This window comes from Ralstonia sp. VS2407, from assembly GCF_052950655.1.
Genome location: NZ_JBRFVG010000008.1, coordinates 98,955 through 113,035, shown reverse-complemented (window position 1 = coordinate 113,035; position 14,081 = coordinate 98,955). Strand labels below are relative to the sequence as shown.

The 14,081-nt window shown below is 65.6% G+C and carries 12 protein-coding genes; 6 read left to right on the top strand and 6 right to left on the bottom strand.

Translation table 11 applies throughout. From position 1 onward, the window contains the following. The first annotated feature begins 105 nt into the window (after positions 1–105). Complete coding sequence (locus ACU8YE_RS15070) at positions 106–1,038, top strand: 2-hydroxyacid dehydrogenase (protein ID WP_260803243.1); 933 nt, start codon at positions 106–108, stop codon at positions 1,036–1,038. Between the two features lie 32 nt (positions 1,039–1,070). Here the strand turns inward: ACU8YE_RS15070 and ACU8YE_RS15065 are convergent, their stop codons facing one another. Then, a complete protein-coding gene (locus ACU8YE_RS15065; RefSeq protein ID WP_433868247.1) occupies positions 1,071–2,327 on the bottom strand; it encodes a branched-chain amino acid ABC transporter substrate-binding protein in 1,257 nt (418 codons plus the stop codon). Positions 2,328–2,556: 229 nt separating this feature from the next. On the opposite strand from ACU8YE_RS15065, the gene ACU8YE_RS15060 reads away from it, so the two are divergent. The 3 genes from ACU8YE_RS15060 (at position 2,557) to ACU8YE_RS15050 (ending at position 5,239) form a co-directional block, all read left to right on the top strand. Then, on the top strand, positions 2,557–3,222 hold the full coding sequence (locus tag ACU8YE_RS15060; protein ID WP_232039098.1) for a TetR/AcrR family transcriptional regulator: 666 nt from the start codon (positions 2,557–2,559) through the stop codon (positions 3,220–3,222). 41 nt (positions 3,223–3,263) lie between these two features. Then, complete coding sequence (locus tag ACU8YE_RS15055) at positions 3,264–4,709, top strand: MFS transporter (RefSeq protein WP_446929050.1); 1,446 nt, start codon at positions 3,264–3,266, stop codon at positions 4,707–4,709. Between the two features lie 95 nt (positions 4,710–4,804). Next, positions 4,805–5,239 (top strand): HIT family protein, encoded by a 435-nt coding sequence (locus ACU8YE_RS15050; RefSeq protein ID WP_446929049.1) that lies wholly within the window; start codon positions 4,805–4,807, stop codon positions 5,237–5,239. Between the two features lie 9 nt (positions 5,240–5,248). Here ACU8YE_RS15050 and ACU8YE_RS15045 read toward each other — a convergent pair whose 3' ends face one another. Genes ACU8YE_RS15045 through ACU8YE_RS15030 form a run of 4 tightly spaced genes read right to left on the bottom strand, consistent with a single transcriptional unit; the run spans position 5,249 to position 11,279 of the window. After that, positions 5,249–8,428, bottom strand: a complete 3,180-nt coding sequence (locus ACU8YE_RS15045) for an efflux RND transporter permease subunit (RefSeq protein ID WP_446929048.1) — start codon at positions 8,426–8,428, stop codon at positions 5,249–5,251. Between the two features lie 11 nt (positions 8,429–8,439). Next, positions 8,440–9,630 carry an efflux RND transporter periplasmic adaptor subunit gene (locus ACU8YE_RS15040; protein WP_446929047.1) on the bottom strand — a complete coding sequence of 397 codons (1,191 nt, stop codon included), beginning with the start codon at positions 9,628–9,630 and terminating at the stop codon, positions 8,440–8,442. Between the two features lie 24 nt (positions 9,631–9,654). Beyond that, entirely contained in the window at positions 9,655–10,926 is a 1,272-nt protein-coding gene (locus ACU8YE_RS15035) for a TolC family protein (protein ID WP_446929046.1), read from the bottom strand. After that, the gene (locus ACU8YE_RS15030; RefSeq protein ID WP_446929045.1) at positions 10,926–11,279 is read right to left on the bottom strand and encodes a hypothetical protein; all 354 of its coding nucleotides are present in this window, start codon (positions 11,277–11,279) and stop codon (positions 10,926–10,928) included. Before ACU8YE_RS15030 ends, ACU8YE_RS15035 begins: the two co-directional genes overlap by 1 nt. A gap of 192 nt (positions 11,280–11,471) precedes the next feature. On the opposite strand from ACU8YE_RS15030, the gene ACU8YE_RS15025 reads away from it, so the two are divergent. Then, positions 11,472–12,146 (top strand): heavy metal response regulator transcription factor, encoded by a 675-nt coding sequence (locus ACU8YE_RS15025; protein WP_232039092.1) that lies wholly within the window; start codon positions 11,472–11,474, stop codon positions 12,144–12,146. Further along, a complete protein-coding gene (locus tag ACU8YE_RS15020; protein ID WP_343621321.1) occupies positions 12,143–13,552 on the top strand; it encodes a heavy metal sensor histidine kinase in 1,410 nt (469 codons plus the stop codon). Before ACU8YE_RS15025 ends, ACU8YE_RS15020 begins: the two co-directional genes overlap by 4 nt. A gap of 8 nt (positions 13,553–13,560) precedes the next feature. On the opposite strand, the gene ACU8YE_RS15015 is transcribed toward ACU8YE_RS15020, so the two are convergent. After that, positions 13,561–13,923 carry a DUF2917 domain-containing protein gene (locus ACU8YE_RS15015; RefSeq protein ID WP_045203446.1) on the bottom strand — a complete coding sequence of 121 codons (363 nt, stop codon included), beginning with the start codon at positions 13,921–13,923 and terminating at the stop codon, positions 13,561–13,563. Positions 13,924–14,081: the final 158 nt, after the last annotated feature.

Here is a 14,081-nt window from a genome sequence, read left to right as displayed (position 1 = left end):
CAAGGCGCTGGGGGCGCGCGCTATCATCGCCAGGCGCCGTGCGACGCACCTCCTTGCCGATCGGGGTCTCGCCCCCATTGATGCGGTCCGCCTCCTCTCCTGACCATGCAACCGACCCTGCTGCTCCTCATTGCGATGACGCCCGATAACGTGGCGCAGATCGCTGAATATTTTCACGTCATCCATGCACCCACCCGCGCCGAACGCGATGCCGCCATCGCGCGCGAGGGGAAAAACGTCCGCATCGTGCTGACCAATGGCTCGACGGGCCTGACCGGTGCAGAGATCGCCGCGATGCCCGAGCTGGAGCTCGCCTGCGCGCTGGGCGCGGGCTACGAGAACATCGATGTAGAGGCCGCCCGCGCCCGCGGCGTGGTGGTGGCCAACGGCGCCGGCACCAACGACGCCTGCGTGGCCGACCACGCCTTTGGCTTGCTGCTGGCCACCGTGCGCGGCATTCCCAAGCTGGACCGGTCCACACGCAACGGCGTCTGGCGCGACGACATTCCGCTGCAGCCCGGCGTATGCGGCAAGCGCCTGGGCATCGTGGGTCTCGGCACCATCGGCATGCAGATCGCGCGCCGCGCTGCCGGCTTCGACATGCAGATCGGCTATCACAACCGCAAGCCACGCGATGGCGTGTCGTACCGCTACTTCGATGCGCTCAAGGACATGGCCGAGTGGGCTGACTTCCTGATCGTTGCCACGCCAGGCGGTGCGCAGACCAAGCACCTCGTCAACCAGCCGATCCTGGAAGCGCTGGGCCCCAACGGCTACGTGGTCAACATTGCGCGCGGCAGCGTGGTGGATACGGCGGCGCTGGAAGCGGCCATCCGCGCAGGCAAGCTGGGTGGCGCGGGGCTGGATGTGTATGAGAGCGAGCCCAAGCCGCCGGCCGGGCTGCTGGACCTGGAGCAGGTCGTGCTGACGCCGCACATTGCCGGCTGGTCGCCGGAATCAGTGCAGGCCACGGTAGATCGCTTTCTGGAGAACGCCCGCGGACATCTGGCGGGCACAGGCGTGGTGTCCCCGGTCTAATGAACTGACCCGGGGACACCACGATCACACGATTACGACGCCGGACGCTTCATCTGGCACGACGTCGGCTGGGCCGCGAGGTGCGGTTCCAGCGTGACGTCGGTACGCCAGCCGTAGCCGGTGTTTTCCTGGTCGTACTTGATCTTCTTGCCGTCGGCCTTGACCCAGGTGGTCACGTACAGCGTCTGCTGCGCCTGGTGGTCGGTCTTGCGCATTTCGATCGGGCCATTGAGGCCATCGACCGTCATGCCTTCCATCACCTTCGCCACCTTGGCCGGCTCGACCGAACCGCTGGTCTTGATGGCCTTGGCCAGGAAGGCGATGCCGGTGTAGACATCGGCATTGAAGAAGTCGTCGTTGTACTTCTTCTTGAAGCCGTCGAGCACGGCGCTCGTCTTGGCGTTGCCATCGTTCGGCGCGAAGTAGCTGATGACCTTCACGCGGTCTGCGCCGGAGGCGCCCATCGCCGTGGGCACACCGGTTGTGCCGGCGTAGTACGTATAGAAATTGGTGGTCAGGCCCGCATCCTTCGATGCGCGGATCAGCAGCGCCAGATCGCTCCCCCAGTTGCCGGTGATGACGGTATCGGCGCCGGACGCACGAATCTTCGCAACATACGGCGAGAAGTCCTTCACCTGCGCAAGCGGGTGCAGATCTTCACCCACCACCTGGATGTCCGGACGCTTGCGCTTGAGATATTCCTTGGCCGCACGCGCCACCTGGTGGCCGAACGAGTAGTTCTGGTTCAGCAGGTAGACCTTCTTGATGTTCTGGTCCTTGGCGAGATAGCTCGTCAGGGCCTCCATCTTCATGTCGGAGTTGGCGTCCAGGCGGAAGTGCCAGTAGTTGCACTTGCTGTTGGTCATGTCCGGATCGACTGCGGCGTAGTTGAGATAGATGATCTCCTTGCCCGGATTGCGATCGTTGTACTTGGCGATGGCGTCCTGCAGTGCCATGCCCACGCTGGAGCCGTCGCCCTGGGCAACGTAACGGATGCCCTGGTCGGTGATCTGCTTGAGGATCGTCAGGCTCTCTTGCGGCGACACCTTGTTGTCAAAGCCGACGACTTCAAATTTGGTGCCGTTGCCGCTCCAGTTCTGCTGGTTGGCCAGATCAGCCGCGTATTGCCAGCTGCGCAGCTGGTTCTGGCCCAGCGCGCCCATCAGCCCCGACAGCGGATCGATCCACGCGATCTTGACGGTCTCGGCGTGGACGGTGCCCGGGCAAAATGCGCCTGCGAATGTGCCAACTGCTGCCGCCGCGCACAGCGCGAGTCGGAATGCCTTCATGCAAATGTCTCCTGATGTCTTATCGTTTGACGCCGTGCAGAAGGCATCGTCGAGCATGGTTCTTACACTAACCCGCAAACCAAGGCTTGCGGTAGCTCGATCCTTCCATACACAAACGTATGTGCATGGTAGGAGGGCGTTTGTTGCCGTGTCAACCCGCGCAAACCTGGGGGCCTCAGCACGCTTTAAGCGCTGGACAGCCCCGCCAGCGGGGCTAGAATCCGCCTTCATGCCAAAGCCATCCCTGCAGATCGACGAACACGACGAAGCCGTCGAAGTCGATGCCGATTCCGCCTCCCCCGCCGCGCCGCGTACACAGCTCACGCCTGACGACTGGGTGCGCGCCGCTACCGATCTGCTTGTGACAAAGAGCATCGATGCCGTGCGCGTGGACGTGCTTGCCAAGCAGCTGGACGTGACGCGCGGCAGCTTCTACTGGCACTTCAAGAACCGCGACGATCTGCTGCACCAGGTATTGCAGGACTGGAGCGAGCGCACGCGCGTGGGCCCCAAGCTGGAGCGGCAAAACCCGTCGGTGCAGGGCCTGGTGCGCGATCTGCTCGCGCTGCCGTTTCGCGGACGCAGCGCCCGCCGCACAGCCATGATCGAATTCGCCATCCGTGCCTGGGCGCGGCGCGACCCGATGGCGCAAGAAGCCGTCGAAGCGGTGGACGAGCATCGCATGGACTACTACGTCCAGCATTTCCAGGCGATCGGCTTTGCGCGCAAGGACGCCAAGACGCGCGCCTTCATGCTCTACGCCTACCAGCTATCGGAGGCCACGCTCTGGCACCAGGGCAGCAAGCCCGACAAGGACGCGCGCCGCCGCTTCTTTGAAGACACGCTGCTCGCGGGTGCACCCTCTGAAGGTTCGTCCGCCCCGTCGCAGGAATAATTCGTGCTGCATGGGGCGCATTCCCCTCCGAGTGCGCCGCGATGCCCGAATCGCCAGCCTTTCACACATCCGACCTTCCCAGCCGGCTCGATCGCCTGCCGTGGAGCCGCTTTCACACGCGCGTGGTCATTGCGCTGGGCATTACGTGGCTGCTCGACGGCCTGGAGGTGACACTGGCCGGTGCTGTGGCGGGCGCACTCAAGCAAAGCCCTGCCCTGCATCTCACCAACGCGCAGGTCGGCATTGCCAGCAGCGCATACCTGGTGGGGGCGGTGTTCGGTGCGCTGCTGTTCGGCTGGATGACGGACCGACTCGGCCGTCGCAAGCTGTTCTTCATCACGTTGGGCGTCTACATCCTGGCCACGCTGGCCACGGCGTTCTCATGGAGCTTTGCCAGCCTGGTCGTGTTTCGGGTGCTCACAGGCGCAGGCATCGGCGGTGAATACGCGGCCATCAACTCGACCATCCAGGAGCTGACGCCGGCACGCGTGCGCGGCTGGACTGACCTCGCCATCAACGGCACGTTCTGGATCGGTGCCGCGTTGGGCGCAGGTGCATCGTTGTGGCTGCTGGATCCGGCGCACATGAGCATCGATACCGGCTGGCGGCTGTGCTTCTTCATCGGCGCCCTGCTGGGGCTCATCATCCTGGTGATGCGTTTCTGGATTCCGGAAAGCCCGCGCTGGCTCATCACGCGCGGCCGGCACGAAGAAGCACAGACCATCGTGCAGGACATCGAAAGCGAAATTGCCGCACGCGGCCATCGCTTCGATACCGCGCCGCTGCCTGCATTGCGCATGCGCCGCCGCGGCCATCCACGCTTGATGGAAGTCGCACGCGTGCTGTTCATGCTGCACCGGCAACGCGCGCTGGTGGGCCTCGCGCTGATGGCGGCACAGGCGTTTTTCTACAACGCGATTTTCTTCACCTACGCGCTGGTGCTGACGGATTTTTATGACGTGCCCGCAACGAAGGTCGGCACATACCTGCTGCCGTTCGCACTGGGCAATTTTCTCGGGCCGCTGCTGCTCGGGCGATTGTTTGACGTGGTGGGCCGGCGCACGATGATTGCAGCGACCTACGCAATCAGCGGCGTGCTGTTGCTGGCAAGCGGCGCGCTGTTCAAGGCCGGTGTGCTTGATGGCACCACGCAGACCATCGCGTGGACCGTGGTGTTCTTCTTTGCATCGACCGCTGCCAGCTCGGCATATCTGACAGTGAGCGAAACCTTTCCGCTTGAGGTGCGCGCGCTGGCCATTGCGCTGTTCTATGCCGTGGGCACGGGGCTTGGCGGCGTGGCCGGGCCCGCGCTGTTCGGCTGGCTGATCGATACGCACTCGCGCGATGCCGTGTTCGGCGGCTACGCATTCGGTGCCGTGCTGATGCTGCTGGCTGCCGTTGTGCAGGCTTGCTGGGGGACGGCGGCCGAACGCAAACCCCTGGAACACGTGGCTGCGCCGCTGTCGGTGGACGACAGCCCGGCTTGATCTGCGCCAAACCGGCGCCACGCGCCTCGCCGCCGGTCGCCTATATACTTTCGCGCAGCGCTTTCCCGTGCATTTCCCGCTTACTGGAGACACCCATGCCTGACGCGACTTACGACAACCAGAACATTTTCGCCAAGATCCTGCGCGGCGAGCTGCCGTGCATCAAGGTGTACGAAGACGACCACACCATCGCTTTCATGGACATCATGCCGCAGGCCGACGGCCACGTGCTGGTGCTGCCCAAGGAAGGCGCGGCAGAGCTGTTCGACCTGTCGGATGATGCTGCATCGGCCGCCATCCGCACCACGCGCAAGCTGGCGCGCGCCGTGCGTGCTGCGTTCACGCCCCCGGGCATCGCGGTCTTCCAGCTCAACGGCAGCGCTGCCGGGCAGACGGTGCCGCATGTGCACTTTCACGTGCTGCCGCGCTACAGCGATACCCCGCTGCAACCCCACGCCCGCGTGCAGGCCGACACCGACAAGCTGAAGGCCCACGCCGAGAAGATCATCGCCGCACTGCAAGCGGAATAAGCGCCCCCGTCACGGCGCAGCGGACGGCACTGCCGAATCCGCCTGCGCCGTGGCGCCTTCTCGTCCGCCCTCCCGTCGATAAGCCAGCCGATACAGCACCGGCAACACCAGCAGCGTCAGCGCCGTCGACGACAGAATCCCTCCGATCACCACCGTGGCCAGCGGACGCTGCACCTCCGCGCCCGTACCGGTTGCCAGCGCCATCGGCACGAAGCCGAGCGACGCCACCAGCGCGGTCATCAACACCGGGCGCAAGCGTGTGAGGGCGCCCTCACGCACGGCCTCGTCGACCGACTTGCCGTTCTCTCGCAGGCTGCGGATAAAGCTCAGCATCACCAGCCCGTTGAGCACCGCCACGCCCGACAGCGCGATGAAGCCCACCGCCGCTGAAATCGACAGCGGAATACCGCGCAACGCCAGCGCCAGAATGCCGCCCGACAGCGCGAACGGAATACCGGAGAACACCAGCAAACCGTCCTTCAGGTTGCCGAACATCATGAACAGCAGCGTGAGCACCATGGCCAGCGCCAGCGGCACCACGATCTGCAGGCGCTCGGTAGCCGACTGCAACTGCTCGAACTGCCCGCCCCACGCCATCCAGTAACCGGCCGGCAGGCGCACCTGCGCATCGAGCACCGCCTGCGCTTCTTCGACGAACGAGGCGATGTCGCGCCCGCGCACGTTGGCGCTGACGACGATGCGGCGCTTGCCGTCTTCGCGGCTGACCTGGTTGGGGCCCGTGATTTCGTTGAGCGTGGCCACATCCGACAGTGGCACGTAACCCTGCCCGTTGGGCAACGCCAGCGGCAGGCGGCCCAGTGCTGCCGGATCACTGCGTGCGGTTTCCGGCAGGCGCACGACGATGCCGAAACGACGGTCGCCCTGGAATACCGTGCCCGCATCCTTACCCCCAATGGCAGCGGACACCGTGTCCTGAATCGCACCGATGGAGAGGCCGTAGCGTGCAGCCTTGTCGCGATCAATGTCGACGTTCAGGAAAGGCAGTCCGCCGGTCTGCTCGATCTTCACCTCGGTGGCGCCGGCCAGCTTGCCGAGCTGCGCGGCAATGATCCTGGCCTGCGCCTCAAGCACGCCCATGTCATCGCCGAAAAGCTTGACAGCCACGTCGCTGCGCACGCCCGAGATCAGCTCGTTGAAGCGCAGCTGAATCGGCTGCGAGAACTCGTACGCATTGCCGGGCAGTGCTTCCACCGTGGCACGAATGTCGGCGAGCAACTGATCCCGGTTGCGGCGTTCGCCATCGGCGCCGGCCGGCCAGTCGCGCTCGGGCTTGAGCATGATGTAGCCGTCGGAGATGCTGGGCGGCATCACGTCGGTCGCGACTTCTGCGGTGCCTGTGCGCGCGAACACACGCTCGATCTCGGGAAACTTCGCCTTGAGCGTGCGCTCGATCTGCATCTGCATATCCAGCGATTGCGCCAGGCCCGTGCCCGGCACGCGCATGGCCTGAATGGAAAGATCGCCTTCGTTCAGGTTGGGAACAAACTCTGCGCCCAGGCGCGTGGCAGCCACGAGCGAGACCAGCACCGCCACCGCTGCAAACGTCAGCACCACAGCGGGCGCGGCCAGCACGCGTTCGAGCAGCGGCGCATACACAAGGCGCGCCCAGCCCATCAGGCGGTTCTCTTTCTCAGCCACGCGTTCGCCAATGAACAACGCCACGGCAGCGGGCACAAACGTGATGGAGAGGATCATGGCCGCAGCCAGTGCCAGCACCACCGTGATCGCCATCGGATGGAACATCTTGCCCTCCACACCCGAGAGCGCAAAGATCGGCAGGTACACCACCATGATGATGAGCTGCCCATACAGCAACGGGCGGCGTGCCTCGCGGGCGGCTTCGAACACCTCTTCAAAGCGCTCGGCGCGCGTGAGCGGTCGACCACGTGCCTCCTGCGCATGCGCAAGGCGCCGCACGCAGTTCTCGACGATCACCACGGCACCGTCGACGATGATGCCGAAGTCCAGCGCGCCCAGACTCATCAGATTGGCGCTCACCTTGGCCGACACCATGCCGCTGAACGTCATCAGCATCGACAGGGGAATCACCAGCGCGGTCAGCACGGCTGCACGTAGGTTGCCCAGGAAGAGGAACAGCACCGCCATCACCAAAATGGCGCCTTCCAGCAGGTTCTTCTTGACCGTGGCGATGGCCTTGTCGACGAGTACCGTGCGGTCGTACACCGACTCCACCCGAATGCCCGGTGGCAGCGTCTTGCGGATCTCCTGCATGCGCTTGTCCACGGCCTGCGAAACGGTGCGGCTGTTCTCACCCATCAACAGGAATGCCGTGCCGAGCACCACCTCGCGCCCATTGCTGGTGGCGGCGCCGGTGCGCAACTCGCTGCCGCTTTCGATGGTGGCGACGTCACGCAAGCGCACCGGCGTGCCGTTGGGGCTGACGAGCATCACGTTACCGATATCGGCCGCGTCACGCAGCTGGCCGGGCGCGCGCACAAGGTATTGCTCGCCCTTGCGCTCGATATAGCCGGCGCCGATGTTGGCGTTGTTGCGCTCCAGCGCGGCCACCACATCGGCCAGTGTGAGCTTGTACGAGGCCAGGCGTTCGGGGCTCGTTGCCACCAGGAATTCTTTTGCAAAGCCGCCGATGGTGTTGACTTCCGTCACGCCCGGCACGTTGCGGATCTGCGGGCGGATCACCCAGTCCTGCAACTCGCGCAAATCTGCGGGGGTGTAGGCGGTGCCGTCGGGCTTGCGCGCGTTGGCGTCGGCCTCCACGGTCCACAGGTAGATTTCGCCCAGGCCCGTGGAGACGGGCCCCATGCTTGGCGAAATACCATCGGGCAACTGTTCCTTTGCGGCCTGCAGACGTTCGCTCACCAACTGGCGCGCGAAGTAGATGTCGGTGCCTTCCTTGAAGATCACCGTCACCTGCGACAGGCCGTAGCGCGAGAGCGAGCGCGTCTGCTCCAGCTTCGGCAAGCCGGCCATGGCGGTTTCCAGCGCATACGTGATGCGTTGTTCGGTTTCCAGCGGCGAATAGCCCGGTGCCGGCGTGTTGATCTGCACCTGCACGTTGGTGATGTCGGGCACCGCGTCGATCGACAGGCGTGTATAGCTGTAGGCGCCGAACGCGGCGGTCGCCAGCACGGCCATCAGCACCAGCCAGCGCTGCGCGATGACGGTGCGCAAGAGGCGTTCAAACATGGCGCCTCCTTTCAGTGGCCGTGGTCGGCGGACTTGCCGGCTTCGGCCTTCAGCACGTAGCTGTTGGCCGCAGCGTAGCGCGTGCCGGCGGGAAGGCCCTCCAGGATTTCCGTCCAGCTGCCGTCAGTGCGGCCTGTCTTGACGGGGCGTACCTCAAAGCCGGTCGGCACGGGCACGAACACCGACGGCTTGTCATCGACGGTCTGCACGGCATCGGCACGCACGGCCACGGGCACCTGCACGCGCCCCGATTCAACGGATACGTTGACGAACATGCCCGGGCGCCATGCGAGCTTGGGGTTGTCGAGCGTGACGCGGGCGGGCGCGGTGCGGGTCTGCTCGCCAAGCAATGCGCCAACGTAAGCGACCTTGCCTTGCACGGCGGTACCGGTGACCGTGGCACGCACAGTAGCCGACGCGTTGGCGGTGACCGCCTCCAGATCCTTGGCAGTCACGGAGAAATCCGCCCAGACGGTGCGCAGGTCCACCACCGTAAAGACGGCTGTTTCCGCCTGCACCGCTTCGCCCTGCGACAAGTGCTTGGCGACCACCACGCCATCAAACGGCGCACGCAGCTCGAAGCGATTCAACGCCGAGCCCGCCGGCGCGGCACCAATGGCCGTCAGCTTCTGGCGGGCGTTGTCCGCGGCAATGCGCGCTTCCTGCAGCGATGTACGCGCCTGCTGGTAATCCTGTTCGGCAGCGATGCCCTGCTCCCAGAGGCGCTTTTCGCGTGCGTGTGTTTCCTGCGCGAGCGCAAGGCGTTGCTGGGCCGCCTGCAGTTCGCTGCGTTGATCCGACAGCGCGGGGCTGGACAGCACGGCCAGCAGTTGGCCGCGCGCCACCGGTTGGCCTAGCTCCACCGCCACCTTCTCCGCCACGCCCGCCACACGGGGGACCACGTGGGCGGTTCGGTCTTCGTTCAGGCGAATTTCACCGGGCAGGACAACCTCCGTTCGCAGCTCGGCGGCGCCTGCGCTTTCCACGCCGATCTTCGCATTGGCGATGGCTTCAGCCGTCATGGCAAGCGTTTCGGCGTGGGGTGCCTCAGCCTGCTCGGTGGTGGCGGGTGCAGGTGCCGCCTCGGCCTCGGGCGTCGCAGCCTGGCGCGCGCCCATACCGAACCAGAGCCCGGCAGCGGCCAGCGCGCCAAGCACGACGATGAGCGCGATGGCGCGCCGTTGTTGCGGTGGAAGTGTCATGTCAGCGGAAAGAGAGCGGCCGCACTACCGGCCGAGGATGCGATCGATACCGGCGGCCGCCTGATGCGCGCGCGACAGCGCGGCCAGGTATTGCGCACGCGCCTGGAACAGCGTGCGCTGGGCGTCCAGCACATCGAGAAAATTGAACTTGCCCGCATCAAAGCCGATGCGTGCGGCGTCATACGCGCGCTGCGCACCTGGCAACACGTCTTGCCGCAGCGACTGCACGGCGGCGCGCGCTGCGTCGAGCCGTGCCACGTCCTGCGCGAGCGTGGCGTTCTGTTCAAGCTGCAGGGCGCGGTAGTCTTCAAACGCCTTGTCGGCCAGCCGCTGTGCTTCGAGCTGGCTGCCCTGGTTGCGATCAAACAGCGGCAAAGGCACGGCAATGCCGAGCACCGCCATGTTGTTGTTCGCGGCGCTGTCGCGCTTGGCGCCCACCGTGAGCGTCACGTCGGGCACGCGTTTGCTGCGCTCCACGTTGGCAAGTGCCTGGCGGCGGTCAATCTCCAGACGGGCACGGACGGCACGAGGCGTATTTTCCAGTGCACCGGTGGCTTGTCGCGCTTCGGGCGGCACGACGGGGAGCGTCTCCGCACTTCCGTCGGCTTCAGGCGCGGCAAAAGGCGTGCCCCAGAAGGCCGCCAATGCACGTTGAGCGACCAACAGTTCGGCATTCGCGTCACGCAGTTCGATGGCGGCACTGGCGCGGGCCACGCCAGCCTTGGTCTGCTCCACCGGCGAGACTTTCCCCGCTTGCACGCGCCGCGCGGCCGCGGATTCGGCCTGAGCGGCCAACCCATCCGACGCCTGCGCGAGCGCCAGGCGCTCCTGCGCGATCACCAGGTCGAAGAAGGCCCGCGTGACATCCGCACGCAACTCGGCCTGCAGCACGGCGGCATCTTGCGCCGTGGCGTCCCGGGTGATTTGTGCGGCGCGCGCGCGGGCACCGCGCTTGCCGCCCAGTTCCAAAGGGATATTCAGTTGCGCCGTCATCGTGGCGCGGTCGCGCCGGACGTCTTCTGTCGTGAAGGCGGCTTCGGGATTGCGCAGCCGGCGGGCCTGGTCGAGTGCGCCCTCGCTGGCGGCCACCTCATACCCGGCAGCGGCCAGCGCCGGATGCGACTGCACCGCGCGTTCAACGGCTTGCTGCAGCGTCACGCATTCGGATGACGCAGCCGCAGGCCCGCCTGGCATAGAAAGGGCCACCGGAGCGACGGGGTCAGGCACCGCTGCGGTGGCCAACGGGGCAGCCAAAAGGCAGATGAGAGCCGCCCCGGCGGTCTGGAAACAACGCATTACGCAATCGCGCCGTCGGTGTATGGATCCGGGCTGCGCGGGCTGCTCAAGCCGCCATCGGTGTAAGGATCGCGGGCGCCAACGCGGGCCTCGAGCACCGTTTGTGCTGCACCGTCCGTGTACGGATCGCGGGCGCCGGTTTTGCCGCCATCGGTGTAGGGGTCGCGGGTACCGGACTTGGCGCCATCGGTGTACGGGTCACGCGCGCCGGCCTTGGCCAGCGGCGCGGCCATCGACTTGATCTGCGGAGCGCAGCAGGCAGACTGGTTGTCTTGCGCGGCAACGGCGGTGCCGGTTGCCAGCATTGCGGCCAGAGCAGCCAGGGACAGCACACGTTGGAATCGAATCGCCATGAGAATCTCCTTCAAAAGGCCTGACATCAGCAAACAGGAAGGGGGCGATGTCAGTGGGGCCAGTCTAGGGAGCGGTGCACCACGCGGGCATGACTCGAAGATGACAAACTTGTCATCTTTGTGCCCCCGTCGGGGGTTTTGGCATATCGTGGCGGCACTGGCGGATGCATCAAGCGCGCGCCATTTTTCATCATGCGACTGCTCATTGTTGAAGACGAGCCCAAAGCGGGCGATTACCTGCTCAAGGGCCTGACGGAATCCGGCTTTGTGGCCGACCTCGCCCGCACGGGCCCCGATGGCCTGTTCCAGGCCATGGAGCATGACTACGACCTGATCGTGCTCGACGTCATGCTGCCCGGCATGGACGGCTGGCAGGTGCTGCAGGAACTGCGCCGCCGCAAGAGCACGCCGGTGCTGTGCCTGACCGCGCGCGATGAACTGGCCGACCGCCTGAAGGGCCTGGAGCTGGGCGCGGACGACTACCTCGTCAAACCCTTCGCCTTTGCCGAGCTGGTGGCGCGCGTGCGCACCATCCTGCGGCGCGGCCCGCTGCGTGAAAGCGAGATCCTCGAAATTGCCGACCTGACGATCGACACGATCAAGCGCCGGGTGACACGCGCCGGCCAGCGCATCGACCTGACCGCCAAGGAATACGCGCTGCTGCATCTGCTGGCGCGCCGCGCGGGCGAGGTTCTCTCGCGCTCGCTGATCGCCTCGCAGGTGTGGGACGTGAACTTCGACAGCAACACCAACGTGGTGGATGTGTCGATCCGGCGGCTGCGCGCCAAGGTGGACGATCCGTTTGAGCACAAACTGATCCACACGTTGCGCGGCATGGGCTACGTGCTGGACGCGGTGGGCCGTTGATGCGCTGGCCTGCATCCCTTGCCGGCCGGCTCGTACTGGCGTTTGTGGTGGTGGCGTCGGTCACGCTCACGGCAGCCGGCACGTATCTGTACTTCGCACTCAACGCGCAACTGCGCGTGGCTGACGATGCGATGCTGCTCGGCAAGATCACGCAACTGCGCCACCTGGCCAGTGAGGCGCTCAACGCCGACGATCTGGCGCGCACCGCGCACCGCTATACCGATGTGGTGTCGGGCCACGATGGATTGATCCTGCGCATTGCCACGCCCGAAGGCCGCACCCTGGTGGAAGTGAACCCCGAGGGGGAACAGGTGAAGATGCCGCACGTGGTTGCGGCTGCGGTGCCGCCGTCGGAGTCTTCCGTACAGACTTGGACGTCGATGACTGGCATGACATCACGCGCCGTGGCCGCGGAGGCATGGCTGGGGCAGAACACCGCAAAAGTCGTCGTGCTGGTGGCGCAGGATGGCGACAGCCGTGCAGCGTTGCTGACCCAGTATCAGCGCCACATCGTGTTTGCCGTGCTTGGCGGCGTGGCCGCGGTGGCATTGCTGAGCCTGCTGCTCGTGCGGGGCACGCTGCGCGGGTTGGCACGCATCGGCAATCAGGCCGCGGCCGTGGTGCCGAGCCAGCTCGACACGCGTCTCACGCTGCAGGGCGCGCCGCGCGAATTGGCGGACCTGCTGGCATCGCTCAACGCCATGCTCACGCGCCTGCAGGACGGCTTTGCGCGGCTGTCGCAGTTCTCTGCGGACCTGGCGCATGACTTCCGCACGCCGCTGGCCAACCTGGTGGGCCAGACGGAAGTCACAATCGCACACCCGCGCACGGTCGAGGAATACCGCAGCGTGCTCGAATCCAACCTGGAGGAATACGCGCGCCTGTCGCACATGATCGAAGACATGCTGTTCCTGGCGCGCGCCGACCACGCACGCGTGGCGCTGTCCATCGCGCCCCTGGATGCGCGGCACGAGGTGCAGGTGCTGGTCGACTACTTCGAGGCGGTGGCCGCCGATCGTGATATCGCCATCGATGTGCACGGCGATGCGCGGCTGCACGCAGACGCCACGTTGCTGCGCCGGGCGATCAACAACCTGCTCGATAACGCGCTGCGTCACACCCCTACCGGCGAGCGCATCGACGTGACGATCGAGATAGCGCCGCAGGGCATCGCAATCGCCGTGCACAACCCAGGACCGGGCATTCCGCCCACCGCCCTGCCGCTGCTATTCGAGCGGTTCTACCGGGGCGACCCCTCGCGGGCGCAGTCTGGGGCGCAATCAAGCCAGTCGACCGGGTTGGGACTGGCCATCGTCAAGACCATCATGGACCTGCACGGCGGTAGCGTGCAGGCCAGCAGCCCGCCGGGTGGGCGGACCGAATTCCGGCTCGTGTTTCCGGCTTGACGCGAGGCTTAGGTGCCGATCCGCTGTGCCGACGGCGTACGCGCGGCATCCTGCCCGTCGTCACGCAGAATCTGCCGATACGCAGCCACCACCAGCAAGCCGATAAAACGCAGCAGGCGGCGCGGGGCGTTGATATCTTCGGTCACGGCAAAGCGCGCCGGCGTACCGTCGACCGGCTCACCGGAGAGCCAGAAGCGCACGCCCGCCGGCACGTCGATCGACTGGCCGGGCTTGAGCCAGATGTCCTGGCGCTGATGCTCTTGCGTGACCCACAACAGCCCGGCTTGTGCGGCGATGGTTTGGGCCCGTGCCGACCGCCAGCTCACCGGCACGCCCGGCCGGTCCAGTTCGAAGATTCTGATTTCGCGCATGGTTGAGACTCCTGTGCCGGGGTTCGTGGTGGATTTTTATGGGGACTGCGGATCGGCACGGTTCCATCTTGCGCGGCAGATCAAACCGATGACATGAACAGTTGCGAACAGTTTGGCTGAACTGTTCAGCATCTTTCGCGAACAGTTCATCGGCATGA

What these genes read in the sequence shown, in the direction of transcription:
- ACU8YE_RS15070 (WP_260803243.1), top strand. Translation starts at nt 106, where the DNA reads ATGCAACCGACCCTGCTGCTCCTCATTGCGATGACGCCCGATAACGTG.
- ACU8YE_RS15065 (WP_433868247.1), bottom strand. Translation starts at nt 2,327, where the DNA reads ATGAAGGCATTCCGACTCGCGCTGTGCGCGGCGGCAGCAGTTGGCACA.
- ACU8YE_RS15060 (WP_232039098.1), top strand. Translation starts at nt 2,557, where the DNA reads ATGCCAAAGCCATCCCTGCAGATCGACGAACACGACGAAGCCGTCGAA.
- ACU8YE_RS15055 (WP_446929050.1), top strand. Translation starts at nt 3,264, where the DNA reads ATGCCCGAATCGCCAGCCTTTCACACATCCGACCTTCCCAGCCGGCTC.
- ACU8YE_RS15050 (WP_446929049.1), top strand. Translation starts at nt 4,805, where the DNA reads ATGCCTGACGCGACTTACGACAACCAGAACATTTTCGCCAAGATCCTG.
- ACU8YE_RS15045 (WP_446929048.1), bottom strand. Translation starts at nt 8,428, where the DNA reads ATGTTTGAACGCCTCTTGCGCACCGTCATCGCGCAGCGCTGGCTGGTG.
- ACU8YE_RS15040 (WP_446929047.1), bottom strand. Translation starts at nt 9,630, where the DNA reads ATGACACTTCCACCGCAACAACGGCGCGCCATCGCGCTCATCGTCGTG.
- ACU8YE_RS15035 (WP_446929046.1), bottom strand. Translation starts at nt 10,926, where the DNA reads ATGCGTTGTTTCCAGACCGCCGGGGCGGCTCTCATCTGCCTTTTGGCT.
- ACU8YE_RS15030 (WP_446929045.1), bottom strand. Translation starts at nt 11,279, where the DNA reads ATGGCGATTCGATTCCAACGTGTGCTGTCCCTGGCTGCTCTGGCCGCA.
- ACU8YE_RS15025 (WP_232039092.1), top strand. Translation starts at nt 11,472, where the DNA reads ATGCGACTGCTCATTGTTGAAGACGAGCCCAAAGCGGGCGATTACCTG.
- ACU8YE_RS15015 (WP_045203446.1), bottom strand. Translation starts at nt 13,923, where the DNA reads ATGCGCGAAATCAGAATCTTCGAACTGGACCGGCCGGGCGTGCCGGTG.